Origin of the sequence: Burkholderia vietnamiensis LMG 10929 (assembly GCF_000959445.1) — a bacterium.
GTDB lineage: Bacteria > Pseudomonadota > Gammaproteobacteria > Burkholderiales > Burkholderiaceae > Burkholderia > Burkholderia vietnamiensis.
The window spans coordinates 3,070,685-3,086,737 of the sequence record NZ_CP009631.1 but is presented as its reverse complement, the minus strand read 5'-3'; the positions used below and the strand labels follow the sequence as shown (position 1 = coordinate 3,086,737).

The window sequence follows — 16,053 nt, the reverse complement described above, 5'->3', positions numbered from 1 at the left end:
CTTGTATTCTAGCCGCAAGCGGTGTTTCGGGCTGGTGAGCGCAAACCCGTGGTACGAAAAAGAAAAAGCCCGCCGAAGCGGGCTTTCTCGGGCTGCGACGCGCTTAACGCTGCGACGTCTCGACCTGCTGCATCGGGGTCGAATCGGCCGGCGGCAGCGGCTTGCGTTCCCGCGGCACGCGGGCCGGGCGCGGCAGGCGCGATGCGGCTTCCTGGGCGGCGCGGAACTTGTCGGCGTCGGTGTTCACCCACACCAGACCGGCCTGTTCCAGTACGACCTCGAGGCCGGCCGAAACGGGCGCAGCAGCCGCAGGAGCCGGCGTCGCGGGTGCCGGCGCTGCAACGGCTTCGACCGGGGCAGCTTCGACACGAGCAGCTTCGACCGGTGCCGCTTCGACGCGAGCCGGTTCGGCCGGGGCCGGTGCGGCTTCGACTGCGACGACCGGTGCCGGGGCGATTGCTGCCGGCGCGGCTTGCTCGACGGGCGCGGACTGCGGCGCTTCGACGGCAGCCGGCTCGGCCGGCACTTCGAATGCGTCGGTCGGCGAAACCGCGACCGGCGCCGGGCCTGCTTCCACAGCGGCGGCCGGGGCGACCGATGCCGTTGCGGCTGCCGGAGCGGCGACGGCCGGCTCCAGCGGCGCGACCGGCGTCGCTTCGACGCGTACCGGTGCCGGTTGCGGCTCGACTGCGGCCGGTGCGGCCGCTTCTGCGTGCTGCTCGACCGCGGTTTCGGCCACGACGGCGCCTGCTGCCGCGACGGCAGCCACGGCGGCCGGTGCAGTCGCTGCGGCCGTATGAGCCGGTGCTGCTGCGCTCGACTCGGTCGCTACTTCCTGCACGGCGGCTTCATCGCCGACGCCGTGCTCAGCGACTGCGCCTTCTTCCTCGCGCTCGCGACGACCGCCACGGCGGCCGCGGCGGCGGCGACGACGTTCCTCGCCACTGGCTTCCGCGTCGGCTGCGGCATCTGCGCCGGGCAGCGCAACTGCGGCGGCCTGGTCGGCTTCCTCGTCCGGATGGTTCTCGCCACGGTTGACCGTCTCGAGCGTCGCCGCGTGTTGGGTCGGCTTACGGCGCTCACCGCGCTCGCCGCGTTCACCACGCTCGCGACGTTCGCCGCGTTCCTGGCGCTCGCCGCGCCCGGCTGCGTCGCCGGCTTCCAGCTGCTCGGCGCGCTCGCGCGGTTCACGGGGCTCGCGGGCCTCGCGTGCCTCGCGGTTTTCACGCGGCTCGCGACCTTCGCGCGGGCCTCGGCCTTCGCGACCTTCGCGGCCCTCACGACCTTCGCGGTTCTCGCGCGGTTCGCGGCCTTCACGCGGCTCGCGAGCCTCGCGCGGTTCACGACCTTCGCGCGGTTCACGCGGCTCGCGCGCTTCCTTGCCTTCGCGCTCGAGGCGCGGGCCGCGGCCTGCCGCTGCCTGGTCGCGTCCGCCCTGAGCCTGCGGGCCGCCACGACGGTTACGGTTGCGATCGCCGCCGCGCTGCTCCGACTTCTCGGTGCGCTCGCGGGCCGGACGGGCAGCCGGTTCGCTGACCGGGGCCGGTGCGACCGGCGCGGGCGCCGGTGCGGCCGCCGGCGCCATGCCGAACAGGCCCTTCAGCCAGCCGATGAAGCCGCCGCTCGCCGGCGCGACCGGAGCCGGGGCGGGCGCCGGTGCGGCCGCGACCGGCTCGGCCGGGCGCGGCGCTGCAGGGCTCGGCGCCGGACGTTCGGGCGTGATGCCCTTGACCGCCGCTTCCTGCTTCGGCTTCACGTCGGCCGTGCGCTTGCTGTAGCCGGTTTCCGACTCCAGCTCGCGCGCCGCTTCCTCGGCCATCTTCCACGACGCACGCGGGTCGTCGAGGCGCGCGTCGTCGTGACGCAGGCGTTCGAGCTTGTAGTGCGGCGTATCGAGGTGCTTGTTCGGGATCAGCACGATGCCGACCTTGAAGCGCGACTCGATCTTGTTGATTTCCTGACGCTTTTCGTTGAGCAGGAAGGCGGTCACTTCGACCGGCACCTGGCAGTGGATCGCCGCGGTGTTTTCCTTCATCGCTTCTTCCTGAATGATCCGCAGCACCTGCAGCGCGGACGATTCGGTGTCGCGGATGTGGCCCGTGCCGTTGCAACGCGGGCACGTCACGTGGCTGCCTTCCGACAGCGCCGGACGCAGGCGCTGACGCGACAGCTCCATCAGGCCGAAGCGGGAGATCTTGCCCATCTGCACGCGCGCACGGTCGTGCTTGAGCGCGTCTTTCAGGCGCTGCTCGACTTCGCGCTGGCTCTTGGCCGACTCCATGTCGATGAAGTCGATCACGATCAGGCCACCGAGGTCGCGCAGGCGCAGCTGGCGGGCCACTTCGTCGGCGGCTTCCAGGTTCGTGCGCGTCGCCGTTTCCTCGATGTCGGCGCCCTTGGTGGCGCGCGCCGAGTTCACGTCGATCGCGACGAGCGCCTCGGTGTGGTCGATCACGATCGCGCCGCCCGACGGCAGCGGCACCGTGCGCGAGTAGGCCGTTTCGATCTGGTGCTCGATCTGGAAGCGCGAGAACAGCGGCACGTCGTCGTGGTAGCGCTTCACCTTCGACACGTTGTCCGGCATCACGATGTCCATGAACGCACGGGCCTGATCGTAGATCTCGGTCGTGTCGATCAGGATTTCGCCGATATCGGGCTGGAAATAGTCGCGGATCGCGCGGATCACGAGGCTCGATTCCAGATAGATCAGCATCGGCTGACCCGAGTTACCGCTTTGCGACGCCGCTTCGATCGCGCGCCACAGCTGCAGCAGGTAGTTCAGGTCCCATTGCAGTTCCTCGGCGCTGCGGCCGATGCCCGCGGTACGGGCGATCATGCTCATGCCGTCCGGAATCTGCAGCTGCGCCATGGTTTCGCGCAGTTCCTGACGCTCGTCGCCTTCGATCCGGCGCGACACGCCGCCGCCGCGCGGGTTGTTCGGCATCAGCACCAGGTAGCGGCCGGCGAGCGAGATGAAGGTCGTGAGCGCCGCGCCCTTGTTGCCGCGCTCCTCCTTCTCGACCTGGACGATCAGCTCCTGGCCCTCGCGCAGCGCATCCTGGATGCGCGCGGAGCGCATGTCGATGCCTTCCTTGAAGTACTGGCGGGCGACTTCCTTGAACGGCAGGAAGCCGTGGCGGTCTTCGCCGTAGTTGACGAAGCACGCTTCGAGCGACGGCTCGATACGGGTGACGACACCTTTGTAGATATTGCCTTTGCGCTGTTCGCGCCCGGCTGTCTCGATGTCGATGTCGATGAGCTTTTGCCCATCGACGATGGCGACGCGCAGCTCCTCCTGCTGCGTCGCATTGAACAGCATGCGTTTCATGAACGACTCCAGGCGGCTCTACTGCCGGCGCCTCGCGGTTTTGTCAGTCGCGAGAGCGGGGACGACGGCAGGCCGCACCTTGTTGTGTTGTCACGAGCACGCTGGAGCGGGAAGGATGGCGGGGAGAATTGCCTGAAGAGGCGCTTGGGCCCGAAACATGGGGCCGGCGGCCATAGGGCACCTGCGAACACGGCTTCAAAGCAGGCGTCCACACACCGCACGCTGCACAAGCGCGCTAAGCCTGAGGCCGGGGCACTGCCACGGGGCGCGCGCAATGCGTCGCGCGCGCCGACGGGCGGCAGATGCTGCGGCTTGGGCCGCAGCGGGGAGTATCGAATCCAGCCCGACTTTCCCGCCTGGGGTGTACTTCCCTGGTTTGACGTCGCCAAGCCCCGCACGCTTCGCGGGGCCAAATCGGGCGCAACGCCGTAATTTTCGCAACCGGCAGCCTGCGGACGCACTTCGCGCCGTCGGGCTGCCGATCAAATTCTTTTCAACCAACTTTCCGTTACCGCGGCGCCTTGCCGACCGAATTCGCCTGTGGGCGCGATCCTTGCCGACGAGCGGCGCCGTGCGTGCAACTTGCTGCATCTCTTTGGTTAAGGGCGAGCAGCAGACCCCCGGCGCAAGTAAAATAGCGGTTTGCGCTTGCGCCTTGCCCGATTCAGCCGGGGCCGGCCTGTCAGGCCACCCTCAACGTCAGGCTGGGCAAAATTATATTCAGTATGAATGAGTTAGGCAAAATATCCCAGAATTCGGTCGCAAGCGGTCAGGTATCGATGATCGAGATCGACGAAAACTCGGCCGGTCAGCGGATCGACAACTTCCTGTTGCGCGTCTGTAAGGGCGTGCCCAAGAGCCATGTCTACCGGATCCTGCGCAGCGGCGAAGTGCGCGTGAACAAGGGCCGGGTCGACGCCCAGTACCGGCTCGCGCTCGGCGATCTCGTGCGCGTGCCGCCCGTGCGGGTGGCGGCGGCCGATCTGGCCCGCGCCGAAACGCCGATCGTCCCGCCCGCGCAGTTCGACGTGCTGTACGAGGACGACGCGATGCTCGTCATCAACAAGCCGGCCGGCGTCGCCGTGCACGGCGGCAGCGGCGTCGCGTTCGGCGTGATCGAACAGATGCGGCAGGCGCGCCCGCGCGCGAAGTTCCTCGAACTGGTGCACCGGCTCGATCGCGAGACGTCCGGGATCCTGATGCTCGCGAAGAAGCGCACGGCGCTGGTGGGGCTGCACGAGCAGATCCGCGAAAACCGGATGGACAAGCGCTATTTCGCCTGCGGACACGGCCAGTGGCAGCCCGACTGGGGGCGTCGCCGGGTGGTGAAGGCGCCGCTCTTCAAGTATTCGACCGCGGAAGGCGAGCGGCGCGTGCGCGTGCAGGACGACGGCCTGCCGTCGCACACGGTGTTCAACCTGATCGAGCGCTGGCCCGACTACGCGCTCGTCGAAGCGGAACTCAAAACGGGTCGGACCCATCAGATCCGTGTGCATCTCGCGCATCTCGGCTTGCCCATCGCGGGCGACGCCAAGTATGGCGATTTCGCCCTGAACAAGGCGCTGGCGCGCGCGAACGCGCAGCCGTCGCTCAAACGGATGTTCCTGCACGCGTACCGCCTGAAGCTCGCACATCCGCTGAGCGGCGAGCCGCTGCAGTTCGATGCGCCGCTGCCGGACGAATGCCGGCGCTTTCTCGATCAACTCAGCGCTCTGCGCGATACCGCGTGACTCGCATGGCCCGACAGCAATTTGATCTGATCGTCTTCGACTGGGACGGCACGCTGATGGATTCGACTGCGCACATCGCGTACAGCATCCAGGCCGCGTGCCGCGATCTCGGCCTGCCCGCGCCGTCCGACGAAGCGTCCCGCTACGTGATCGGCCTCGGCCTGCGCGATGCGCTGCAGATCGCCGCGCCGAGCCTCGATCCGTCCGACTATCCGCGGCTCGCCGAACGCTACCGCTATCACTACCTGCTGGACGACCAGCGCATCGAGCTGTTTGCCGGCGTGCGCGAACTGCTCGCGGAATTGCGCGACGTGGGCTACCTGCTCGCGGTCGCGACCGGCAAGGGGCGGGTGGGCCTGAACCGCGTGCTCGACCAGTCGAAGCTGACGAGCCTGTTCGACGCGACCCGCTGCGCGGACGAAACGTTCTCGAAGCCGCACCCGGCGATGCTGCACGAACTGTCCCGCGAACTGGGGCAGGATCTGGCGCGCACCGTGATGATCGGCGACACGACGCACGACCTGCAGATGGCGGCAAGTGCCGGGGCGGCCGGCGTCGGCGTGTCGTACGGTGCGCATACGGCCGACGCGCTGGCCGCGCTGGCGCCGCGCTTCGTCGCGCCGGACGTCGTCGCGCTCGCGGCGTGGCTGCGGGAGCACGCATGAGTGCGGCGCCGGCCGCCGTGCGCGTCTGCGCATCGGACGCGCTCGCCGACGGCGGCACCGGCGTGCGCGTCGACGCGACGCTGCGCGGCGAGCAGGCGGTCGTGTTCTTCGTCCGCTACGAGGGCCGTGCCTACGGTTACCTGAACCGCTGCGCGCACGTGCCGATGGAGCTCGACTGGGCCGAAGGGCAGTTCTTCGAATCGTCCGGGCTCTATCTGATGTGCGCGACGCACGGCGCCATTTATGCGCCCGATACGGGCAAGTGCGTGGGCGGCCCGTGCCGCGGCGCTCGGCTGCGGCCGGTCGAGGTCGACGAGCGCGACACGCCCGACGGGCGCGCGGTTTTCTGGGTGCCGGATGCCGACCTGGTGCCCGCTGCGCCGCCTTCCGCCACGACCGACTGACGACACCACTTCAGACACCACTTCATGGCCGACCAACCGACTACTCCCGATTCCTCGTCCCGTCCCGACTCCCGCGAGCCCAACTGGGAGCGCGCGGCCCTCGAGCGGATCGCGCTGGCGGCCGTCAAGGAACAGCGCGCGGCGCGGCGCTGGAAGATCTTCTTCCGGTTCGCGTTCCTCGGCGTGTTCGCGCTGCTCGCGTTCGCGCTGATCGATTTCTCGGGCGACTCGAAGTTCTCCAGCGGGCGCCACACGGCGCTGGTGACGATCGACGGCGAAATCGCGGCCGGCACCAATGCGAACGCCGAAGACATCAACACCGCGCTGGATGCCGCGTTCGACGACGACGGCACGGCCGGCGTCGTGCTGCGGATCAACAGCCCGGGCGGCAGCCCGGTGCAGGCCGGGATGGTTTACGACGAGATCCGCCGGCTGCGCAAGACGTATCCGGACAAGCCGCTGTACGTGGTCGTGACCGACATCTGCGCATCGGGCGGCTATTACATTGCGTCCGCCGCCGACAAGATCTTCGTCGACAAGGCGAGCATCGTCGGCTCGATCGGCGTGCTGATGGACGGTTTCGGCTTCACCGGGCTGATGAGCAAGCTCGGCGTCGAGCGCCGCCTGCATACGTCGGGCGAAAACAAGGGCTTCTACGATCCGTTCTCGCCCGAGACGCCGAAGATGGACGCCCATGCGCAGGCGCTGCTCGATCAGGTCCATGCGCAGTTCATCAAGGCCGTGAAGGACGGCCGCGGCAAGCGGCTGCACGAGACGCCCGACATGTTCTCGGGCCTGTTCTGGACCGGCGAGAAGAGCGTCGAACTCGGCCTCGCCGACGGCTACGGCACGACCGACACGGTCGCGCGCGACGTGCTGAAGGCGCCGGATCTGGTCGACTACACGGTGAAGGAAAGCATCACGAACCGCGTCGCCCGCAAGTTCGGCGCGGCGGCCGGCGGGGCGGCGATGAAGGCGCTCGGCGCGGCCGGCACGTCGTTCAGCCTGCGCTGAACGGCGGTACGCGGCGCGCTGCAAGCGCGCCCGAGCCGCCCGAGCCGCCCGCGCCGCCCGCCGAGCGGCGGCGCGCGCCACGTGCGCCGTCAGTTCGCGAGCAGCAGGAAGATCGCCGGGCGCTTCTGCAGATTCGGCGCGGCCGCCTTTTTCCAGTCCGCCGCGGTGCGGCTCGCGATCGTCTCGGTTTTGAGCGTCAGATCGGCCGCGACGCAGATCTGCGTCGACGGCGCACAGGTCGCCACGAGTGTGTCGAGCATCGCCTGGTTGCGGTATGGCGTCTCGATGAAGATCTGCGTCTGCCGGGCCTTGCGTGACAGTTGCTCGAGCTCGCGCAGGCGCTTCGCGCGCGCGGCCGCGTCGACCGGCAGATAGCCGTTGAACGCGAAGCTTTGGCCGTTCAGGCCCGATGCCATCAGTGCGAGCAGGATCGAGCTCGGCCCGACCAGCGGCACGACCTTCACGCCGCGCTCGTGCGCGCGGCGCACCAGCAGCGCGCCGGGGTCGGCCACCGCGGGGCAGCCGGCCTCGGACACGAGCCCGGCATCGGCGCCCGCCAGCACCGGCGCGAGCAGCCGGTCGATTGCGCCGGCCGGCGTATTGACGTTCAGTTCCTGAATGTCGATTTCCTGGATCGGCCGCGTCGTGCCGATCTTCTTCAGGAACGCGCGCGTCGTTTTCGCGTTCTCGCCGATGTAATAGCCGAGCGTGCCGGCGCGCGCCTGCACGGCAGCCGGCAGCACCGCGGCGAGCATCGCGGCGTCGCCTTCGCCGAGCGTGTTGGGGACGAGATAGAGCGTGCCGGCCGTCATGCGCGGTCTCCGTGGTGGGCGAACAGCGGGTAGCCGGCGACGCGCAGCATCCGCGTGAGCGCGATCAGCGGCAGGCCGACGAGCGCGGTCGGGTCGTCGGAATCGATTGCATCGAGCAGCGCGATGCCGAGCCCTTCGGATTTCGCGCTGCCGGCCACGTCATACGGCGTCTCGGCGCGCAGATATGCGTCGAGCTCGGCTTCGGGCAGCGAGCGGAAGCGCACGCGCGTCACCACGTCCTCGCTCTGCGTGTTGCCGGTACGGCTGTCGTACAGGCTCAGCGCGCTGTGGAATTCGACGTCGCGGCCCTGCATCGACAGAAGCTGCGCGAGCGCGCGCTCGTGCGTGCCCGGCTTGCCGATCTGGAGGCCGTCGAACGTCGCGACCTGATCGGAGCCGATCACGAGCACGCCGTCGGGCGCGTCGATCGTCGCGGCGACCGCGCGCGCCTTCGCGGCGGCGAGCCGCAGCGCCGTCGCGGCCGGCGTTTCGCCCGCGAGCGGGGTTTCGTCGAGGTCCGGCGACACGGTGTCGAACGGTATGCCGAGGCGCTCGAGGAGCGCGCGGCGATAGCGGGAACTGGAGGCGAGAATCAGCCGCGGCGGGCGGCAAACGGTATCCGGCATGGTCGGTTGGGTCGGTGAATCGTCAGGTGTGATGCGGCGTTGCGCGGACGCAAGCATAAGTGATTGACCGCAAAAGGTAAAACAGGTATGCTTTCCCGCTTTTCGTCGACAGGCTTGCGCTGTGGTGGCGCCTGTCGGGTCTTCGGAATACAGTACGTCAACCGTGTGCGGCTCGTGTCGCGCATGAAAGAGAGCGGCGCCCAACGTGTGACGTCGGCCGAGCCGGATCCCGCAAGTCAGCCCGTGGACAGGAGCGCAACATGAACACTTCTTCTGGCAAGCCGGCGGCAGCGCTGGATCCGCACGCAGTCGACCTGTTCGAATTCGCCCGCAGCGGGCGGCAGGCGGCAGGTGCGACGCGGCTGTCCCAGCTGGCGCGCATGCTGAACGAAGTGCCGGCGGACGCGTCCGATCGCGACACGGTGTTCACGTGGCAGGCCGAAGGGTTCACCCAGAAGGAGCTGCAGGACGACGGCAGCGACGGCCAGCAGCCGTACCTGCGTCTCGCGGTGCACGGCCATGCGTGGCTCACGTGCCAGCGCTGCATGGCGCCGTACGACCAGACGTTCGACGTCGACATGACGTACCGCGTCGTGGCGACCGAAGAAGAAGCTGAAGAATTTCCGCTCGACGACGATGAAGCCGATGTGATCGTGGGCTCGCGCCAGTTCGATCTCGTCGACTTGATCGAAGAGGAGTTGCTGCTTTCGCTGCCGCTCGTGCCCAAGCACGAGGTTTGCCCGGCAGTTCACGAAAGCCTCGTGTCGGGTGTGAGCGGTCCTTCGGAAGATGCGGATGAAGCGTCCGCGGAAGACGAGGACGAAGGCAAACGGCCGAATCCGTTCGCAGCGCTGCAAGCGCTGAAGAAGGACGGGGACGGCGGCAACAAACACTAAGCAGTTGTGGCGCGGGAAGGCGTAAGGGCTTTGGGCCAGGGTAGTTAAGCGCCGGATCGGGCTGTGTTAGAATCCGGAAAATCAATTAGGAGTTAGTCATGGCAGTCCAGCAAAACAAGAAGTCGCCGTCGAAGCGCGGCATGCATCGTTCGCACGATTTCCTGACGGCAGCGCCGCTGGCAGTCGAGCCGAGCACGGGTGAAGTGCATCTGCGTCACCACGTCAGCCCGAACGGCTACTATCGCGGCAAGAAAGTCGTCAAGACGAAGAACGACTAAGCGTCAAGTCACGCGTTGCGCGCTACGTTCGCCGTTCGCGTGACAACTGGTTCGCTTGACACTTTCCTGGCTCAACAAAAAGGCGGCATTCAACTGCCGCTTTTTTGTGCCTGAAATTCGTCGCATTCCATGACCGTAAAGCTCACAATCGATTGCATGGGAGGCGACCACGGCCCGTCCGTGACCGTTCCCGCCGCAGTCAAGTTCGTCCGCGCGCATCCCGATGCGCACCTGATGCTCGTCGGCATCGAAAGCGCGATTCGCGCGCAGCTGAAAAAGCTGAAAGCCCTCGACGATCCCGCGCTGACCATCGTGCCCGCCACCGAAGTCGTGGCGATGGACGATCCTGTCGAAGTCGCGCTGCGCAAGAAGAAAGATTCTTCGATGCGCGTCGCGCTGAATCACGTGAAGGAAGGCGCGGCCCAGGCCTGTATTTCCGCCGGCAACACCGGCGCGCTGATGGCCGTTTCCCGTTACGTGCTGAAGACGCTGCCCGGCATCGAGCGGCCCGCGATCGCGTTCGCGCTGCCGAACCCGACCGGCTACACGATGATGCTCGACCTCGGCGCGAACGTCGACTGCGAGCCGCAGCACCTGCTGCAGTTCGCGGAGATGGGCCATGCGCTCGTCGCGGCGCTCGAAGGCAAGGAGCGCCCCACGATCGGCCTGTTGAACATCGGCGAAGAAGTCATCAAGGGCAACGAGACGATCAAGCGCGCCGGCGAACTGCTGCGCGCCAGCACGCTGAATTTCCGCGGCAACGTCGAAGGCAACGACATCTACAAGGGCACGGTCGACGTGATCGTCTGCGACGGCTTCGTCGGCAACGTCGCGCTGAAGACGTCCGAAGGGCTCGCGCAGATGCTGTCCGACATCATCCGCGAGGAGTTCGGCCGTTCGCTGATGTCGAAGCTGATGGCGCTGCTCGCGCTGCCCGTGCTGATGCGTTTCAAGAAGCGCGTCGACCATCGCCAGTACAACGGCGCGGCGTTGCTGGGGCTGAAGAGTCTCGTGATCAAAAGCCACGGTTCGGCCGATGCCTACGCGTTTGAGTGGGCGATCAAACGCGGGTATGATGCCGTCAAAAACGGCGTGCTGGAGCGCCTTACGCGCGCGATGGCGGATAATTCGGTGTCGCTCGGCGACGGCGAACACGACGCAGGCGGCGCAGGCCACACGGGCCCGGCCGCAGGCCAACACGCCGAACCTCCCGCTGCGCAATCCTCTAAAGCATAAATGGCCCAATCGACTCTCTATTCCCGCGTGCTCGGCACGGGCAGCTATTTGCCGCCCGACCGCGTCACGAACCAGCAGCTTGCCGATCGTCTCGCGAAGGAAGGCATCGAGACGAGCGATGAATGGATCGTGGCGCGCACGGGCATCCACGCGCGCCATTTCGCCGCACCCGACGTCACGACCAGCGATCTCTCGTACCAAGCCGCGCGCCGTGCGATCGAGGCGGCCGACATCGACCCGCAATCGATCGACCTGATCATCGTCGCGACGTCGACTCCCGATTTCGTGTTCCCGAGTACGGCCTGCCTGCTGCAGAACAAGCTCGGCATCAAGAGCGGCGGCGCGGCATTCGACGTGCAGGCCGTGTGTTCCGGCTTCGCGTACGCGATGGCGATGGCCGACAGCTTCATCCGCGGCGGCCAGCACCGCACGGCGCTCGTCGTCGGCGCGGAGACGTTCTCGCGGATTCTCGATTTCAAGGACCGCACGACCTGCGTGCTGTTCGGCGACGGCGCGGGCGCGGTGATCCTGTCCGCATCGGAAGAGCCGGGCGTGCTCGGCAGCGCGCTGCACGCGGACGGCAGCTATTCGAACATCCTGTGCACGCCGGGCAACGTCAATCGCGGCGTGATCGAAGGCAGCGCGTTCCTGCACATGGACGGGCAGGCGGTGTTCAAGCTCGCGGTCAACGTGCTGGAAAAGGTCGCGGTCGAAGCGCTCGCGAAGGCGAACCTCGCGCCCGAGCAGATCGACTGGCTGATTCCGCACCAGGCCAACATCCGCATCATGACCAGCACCTGCCGCAAGCTCGGCCTGCCGCAGGAGCGCATGGTCGTGACGGTCGACCAGCACGGCAACACGTCGGCTGCGTCGATCCCGATGGCGCTCGACGTCGCGGTCCGCGACGGCCGCATCCAGCGCGGTCAGCACGTGCTGATCGAAGGCGTCGGCGGCGGCTTCACCTGGGGCGCGTCGGTCTTCCGCTTCTGATCCGCAGCGCGCGACTGCTGCGCGCGGATCCCGAACCGGCGCGCCGTTCGCGCGCGCCGTCCGAATCGATTCAATTGGGGACGATATGAAATTTGCATTCGTTTTTCCGGGGCAGGGCTCGCAGTCGGTCGGCATGCTGAACGCATTCGCCGATCTGGCCGTCGTGCGCGAGACGCTCGCGGAAGCATCCGATGCACTCGGCCAGGATCTCGGCAAGCTGATCGCCGAAGGCCCGGCTGAAGAACTGAATCTCACGACCAACACGCAGCCGGTGATGCTGACGGCCGCATACGCGTGCTATCGCGCATGGCAGCAGGCCGGCGGCCCGGCGCCGTCGATCGTCGCGGGCCACAGCCTCGGCGAATACACGGCGCTCGTCGCCGCAGGCGCGCTCGCGTTCAAGGACGCGGTGCCGCTCGTGCGCTTCCGTGCGCAGGCGATGCAGACCGCGGTGCCGGTCGGCCAGGGCGGCATGGCCGCGATCCTCGGCCTCGACGACGACACGGTGCGCGCGGTGTGCGCGGAAGCGGCGCAAGCGGGCGTCGTCGAAGCCGTGAACTTCAACGCGCCGGCGCAGGTCGTGATCGCGGGCGCGAAGGCGGCCGTCGAAAAGGCGTGCGAGATCGCGAAGGCGAAGGGTGCGAAGCGCGCGCTGCCGCTGCCGGTGTCGGCGCCGTTCCATTCGTCGCTGCTCAAGCCGGCGTCGGACCAGCTGCGCGACTATCTGGCGAACATCGACGTGAAGGCTCCGCAGATTCCGGTGGTCAACAACATCGACGTCGCGGTGGTCAGCGATCCGGCCGCGATCAAGGATGCGCTGGTGCGCCAGGCCGCCGGCCCGGTGCGCTGGGTCGAGTGCGTGCAGCACATCGCCGCCACGGGCGTCACGCACGTGATCGAGTGCGGGCCGGGCAAGGTGCTGGCGGGGCTGACGAAGCGCATCGACGGCAATCTGGTCGGCGCGTCGGTGTTCGATCCGGCGTCGCTCGACGAAGCGCTGAAGCTGGCGACCGCCTGACGCGGCGCCTTTCCTCAAGAGACGGATATTCGATTCATGGAAAAGACTCTCGACAAACAGGTCGCGATTGTGACCGGCGCATCGCGCGGCATCGGCCGTGCGATCGCGCTCGAACTCGCGCGCCTGGGCGCGACGGTGATCGGCACGGCGACGAGCGAATCGGGCGCGGCCGCGATTAGCGCCGGGTTCGCGGAAGCGGGCGTGACGGGTCGCGGCGCGGTGCTGAACGTCAACGACGCGGCTGCGGCCGAAGCGTTGATCGACGCGACCGTGAAGGAATTCGGCGCGCTGAACGTGCTCGTCAACAACGCCGGGATCACGCAGGACCAGCTCGCGATGCGGATGAAGGACGAGGACTGGGACGCGGTGATCGACACCAACCTGAAGTCGGTGTTCCGGCTGTCGCGCGCGGTGCTGCGCCCGATGATGAAGGCCCGCGGCGGGCGCATCATCAACATCACGTCGGTGGTCGGCTCGGCCGGCAATCCGGGGCAGGCCAACTACGCGGCCGCGAAGGCCGGCGTGGCGGGCATGACGCGCGCGCTGGCTCGCGAAATCGGCAGCCGCGGCATCACGGTCAACTGCGTGGCGCCGGGCTTCATCGACACCGACATGACCAAGACGCTGCCGGAAGAACAGCAGGCCGCGCTCAAGACCCAGATTCCGCTCGGCCGCCTCGGCAGTCCGGAGGACATCGCCCATGCCGTCGCGTTTCTCGCGTCGCCGCAGGCCGGTTACATCACCGGCACGACGCTGCACGTGAACGGCGGCATGTACATGTCGTAACGGTTTTCGTTTACCATCCGCGCCGTATCCCGTTTTTCAGGCGGATCGGCGCTTGATCGACCATCAAGCCAACGCGCGTTTTGGCGTCAGCAAACCTGATAAAATGCGCGCACTTGTAAATCTGAACTTTCCCTCGGAGGGGTAATGGATAACATCGAACAACGTGTCAAGAAGATCGTCGCTGAGCAACTGGGCGTCGCGGAAGCCGAGATCAAGAACGAAGCATCGTTCGTGAACGATCTGGGTGCAGACTCGCTCGACACGGTCGAACTGGTGATGGCTCTGGAAGACGAGTTCGGCATGGAAATCCCGGACGAAGAAGCAGAGAAGATCACGACGGTTCAGCAAGCGATCGACTACGCTCGCGCAAACGTCAAGGCGTAAGCGCCTTTCGCGCTCGTCCGCCACGTCGCCGCGATCTTCGCGATTGACGCGCCATCCTGCCGGCTTCGCGCCGGACGGACTAACAGCCACAGGGCTCGCAGGGCTGGTTCCTGTGGCCACTGTGGCTTTTGTTTTTGTCATCCAATAATGGAAAAGAGGTTACCGTGAGCCGCCGTCGTGTTGTTGTTACAGGCCTGGGGCTGATTTCGCCTGTTGGCAATAATGTTGCCGACGGCTGGGCCAATCTCGTCGCCGGCAAGTCCGGTATCGCCACCGTCACGAAGTTCGATGCGTCGAACCTCGCTTGCCATTTCGCGGGCGAAGTGAAGGGTTTCAACGTCGAGGAGTACATCCCGGCGAAGGAAGCCCGCGGCATGGATACGTTCATCCATTACGGCATCGCAGCCGGTGTCCAGGCTATCCGGGACAGCGGCCTCGAAGTGAACGAAGCCAATGCGGAGCGCATCGGCGTGCTGGTCGGCTCCGGCATCGGCGGCCTGCCGATGATCGAAGACACGCACCAGACCTACGTCGATCGCGGCCCGCGCCGGATTTCGCCGTTCTTCGTGCCGGGTTCGATCATCAACATGATCTCGGGCCACCTGAGCATCATGTTCGGCCTGAAGGGCCCGAACCTCGCGGCCGTCACGGCCTGCACGACCGGTCTGCACAGCATCGGCCTCGCGGCGCGCCTGATCCAGGCCGGCGACGCCGACGTGATGGTCGCGGGTGGCGCCGAATCGACGGTGTCGCCGCTCGGCATCGGCGGTTTCGCGGCCGCGCGCGCGCTGTCGACCCGCAACGACGACCCGGCAACCGCGTCGCGCCCGTGGGACAAGGACCGCGACGGCTTCGTGCTGGGCGAGGGTTCGGGCGTGATGGTGCTGGAAGAGTACGAGGCGGCGAAGGCGCGCGGCGCGAAGATCTATGCGGAAGTCTCCGGCTTCGGCATGACCGGCGATGCGTACCACATGACCGCGCCGAACATGGACGGTCCGCGCCGCTGCATGGTCGCGGCGCTGCGCGATGCCGGCGTGAATCCGGACGAGGTGCAGTACCTGAACGCGCACGGCACGTCGACGCAGCTGGGCGACAAGAACGAGTCGGACGCGGTGAAGGCGGCGTTCGGCGAGCACGCGTACAAGCTCGCCGTGAACTCGACGAAGTCGATGACGGGTCACCTGCTCGGTGGCGCGGGCGGCCTCGAGTCGGTGTTCACGGTGCTGGCGTTGCACAACAACGTGTCGCCGCCGACCATCAACATCTTCAACCAGGACCCGGAGTGCGATCTCGATTACTGCGCGAACACCGCGCGTGACCTGAAGATCGACGTGGCCGTGAAGAACAACTTCGGCTTCGGCGGCACCAACGGCACGCTGGTATTCAAGCGCGTCTGACGTCGAATCGCTTGACGAGTCCATTCGATGCTCCGGCCGGGCGTCCGCAGCGCTTTGCGTTGCGGGCCTCGGCCGTGTCGTATGTCGTGCTGGCAGCGTTCGTCGCGGCGTGCGCCGCGTCCGTGTACCTGTTCTGGGCCCCGCGCGCGGGTGCTGCCGCCGGCGCGGGCATGGCCGCGGCGACGGCAGCGCTGCTGACGTCGTGCGCGGTGCGGGCCTTTGCGCACCGCCTGCCGGCGGAGCTGCGCATCGATGCATTCGGGGAGATCGCGGCGTTCAGCCGCGGCGGGCGCTTGCTGGCCCGCGGCCGGGTGACCGGCCATGCACACTGGAGCAGCCTGCTGCTCGTGCTGTCGGTCGGGCAAGGCGCCCGCCGCGCGCGGCCGTTGCTGATCCCGGCCGACGCGCTCGACGCCGCGTCGTTCAGCGCGCTGTCCGTGCTCGCGCGTACCGCGCGCACGACGGGGCGGGCATGATCGCGGCTCGTTA

Annotated in this window: 16 protein-coding genes; 13 read left to right on the top strand and 3 right to left on the bottom strand. The window is 67.4% G+C overall.

What is annotated here, in order from left to right; all coding sequences use genetic code 11:
* Window positions 1-103: 103 nt before the first annotated feature.
* Window positions 104-3,328 (bottom strand): Rne/Rng family ribonuclease, encoded by a 3,225-nt coding sequence (locus AK36_RS23830; protein WP_045579325.1) that lies wholly within the window; start codon window positions 3,326-3,328, stop codon window positions 104-106.
* A gap of 725 nt (window positions 3,329-4,053) precedes the next feature.
* Between AK36_RS23830 and AK36_RS23825 the strand changes: the two genes are divergently transcribed.
* The 4 genes from AK36_RS23825 to AK36_RS23810 are packed head-to-tail and all read left to right on the top strand — an operon-like array spanning window position 4,054 to window position 7,141.
* Window positions 4,054-5,058 carry an RluA family pseudouridine synthase gene (locus AK36_RS23825; RefSeq protein WP_034194222.1) on the top strand — a complete coding sequence of 335 codons (1,005 nt, stop codon included), beginning with the start codon at window positions 4,054-4,056 and terminating at the stop codon, window positions 5,056-5,058.
* A gap of 5 nt (window positions 5,059-5,063) precedes the next feature.
* Window positions 5,064-5,723, top strand: coding sequence for an HAD-IA family hydrolase (locus AK36_RS23820; protein ID WP_011883934.1), 660 nt, complete (start codon window positions 5,064-5,066; stop codon window positions 5,721-5,723).
* A complete protein-coding gene (locus AK36_RS23815) occupies window positions 5,720-6,127 on the top strand; it encodes a Rieske (2Fe-2S) protein (protein ID WP_011883935.1) in 408 nt (135 codons plus the stop codon). The genes AK36_RS23820 and AK36_RS23815 overlap by 4 nt, the downstream gene beginning before the upstream one ends.
* A 24-nt stretch (window positions 6,128-6,151) precedes the next feature.
* Window positions 6,152-7,141 (top strand): S49 family peptidase, encoded by a 990-nt coding sequence (locus AK36_RS23810; RefSeq protein WP_011883936.1) that lies wholly within the window; start codon window positions 6,152-6,154, stop codon window positions 7,139-7,141.
* An 89-nt stretch (window positions 7,142-7,230) separates the two neighbouring features.
* Here the strand turns inward: AK36_RS23810 and AK36_RS23805 are convergent, their stop codons facing one another.
* Both AK36_RS23805 and AK36_RS23800 read right to left on the bottom strand, forming a co-directional pair.
* Entirely contained in the window at window positions 7,231-7,953 is a 723-nt protein-coding gene (locus tag AK36_RS23805; RefSeq protein ID WP_045579324.1) for an SAM-dependent methyltransferase, read from the bottom strand.
* Window positions 7,950-8,579, bottom strand: a complete 630-nt coding sequence (locus AK36_RS23800) for a Maf-like protein (protein WP_034194220.1) — start codon at window positions 8,577-8,579, stop codon at window positions 7,950-7,952. Before AK36_RS23800 ends, AK36_RS23805 begins: the two co-directional genes overlap by 4 nt.
* A gap of 260 nt (window positions 8,580-8,839) precedes the next feature.
* Between AK36_RS23800 and AK36_RS23795 the strand changes: the two genes are divergently transcribed.
* The 9 genes from AK36_RS23795 to AK36_RS23755 all read left to right on the top strand — a co-directional run bounded on the left by AK36_RS23795 (window position 8,840) and on the right by AK36_RS23755 (window position 16,040).
* A complete protein-coding gene (locus AK36_RS23795; RefSeq protein ID WP_011883952.1) occupies window positions 8,840-9,475 on the top strand; it encodes a DUF177 domain-containing protein in 636 nt (211 codons plus the stop codon).
* Window positions 9,476-9,573: 98 nt separating this feature from the next.
* Window positions 9,574-9,753 (top strand): 50S ribosomal protein L32, encoded by a 180-nt coding sequence (gene rpmF, locus AK36_RS23790; RefSeq protein ID WP_006051932.1) that lies wholly within the window; start codon window positions 9,574-9,576, stop codon window positions 9,751-9,753.
* 129 nt (window positions 9,754-9,882) lie between these two features.
* Window positions 9,883-10,989, top strand: a complete 1,107-nt coding sequence (gene plsX / locus AK36_RS23785; RefSeq protein ID WP_011883953.1) for a phosphate acyltransferase PlsX — start codon at window positions 9,883-9,885, stop codon at window positions 10,987-10,989.
* A complete protein-coding gene (locus tag AK36_RS23780) occupies window positions 10,990-11,979 on the top strand; it encodes a beta-ketoacyl-ACP synthase III (protein ID WP_045579323.1) in 990 nt (329 codons plus the stop codon).
* An 85-nt stretch (window positions 11,980-12,064) separates the two neighbouring features.
* Window positions 12,065-12,997 carry an ACP S-malonyltransferase gene (gene fabD, locus AK36_RS23775; RefSeq protein ID WP_011883957.1) on the top strand — a complete coding sequence of 311 codons (933 nt, stop codon included), beginning with the start codon at window positions 12,065-12,067 and terminating at the stop codon, window positions 12,995-12,997.
* Between the two features lie 36 nt (window positions 12,998-13,033).
* Window positions 13,034-13,783: a 3-oxoacyl-ACP reductase FabG gene (gene fabG, locus AK36_RS23770; protein WP_011883958.1), complete on the top strand. Its 750-nt coding sequence runs from the start codon at window positions 13,034-13,036 to the stop codon at window positions 13,781-13,783.
* 144 nt (window positions 13,784-13,927) lie between these two features.
* Window positions 13,928-14,167: an acyl carrier protein gene (acpP, locus tag AK36_RS23765; protein WP_004197638.1), complete on the top strand. Its 240-nt coding sequence runs from the start codon at window positions 13,928-13,930 to the stop codon at window positions 14,165-14,167.
* Window positions 14,168-14,331: 164 nt separating this feature from the next.
* A complete protein-coding gene (gene fabF / locus AK36_RS23760; RefSeq protein WP_011883959.1) occupies window positions 14,332-15,564 on the top strand; it encodes a beta-ketoacyl-ACP synthase II in 1,233 nt (410 codons plus the stop codon).
* A gap of 11 nt (window positions 15,565-15,575) precedes the next feature.
* Entirely contained in the window at window positions 15,576-16,040 is a 465-nt protein-coding gene (locus AK36_RS23755; protein ID WP_014722720.1) for a hypothetical protein, read from the top strand.
* The last annotated feature ends 13 nt before the right edge of the window (window positions 16,041-16,053 follow it).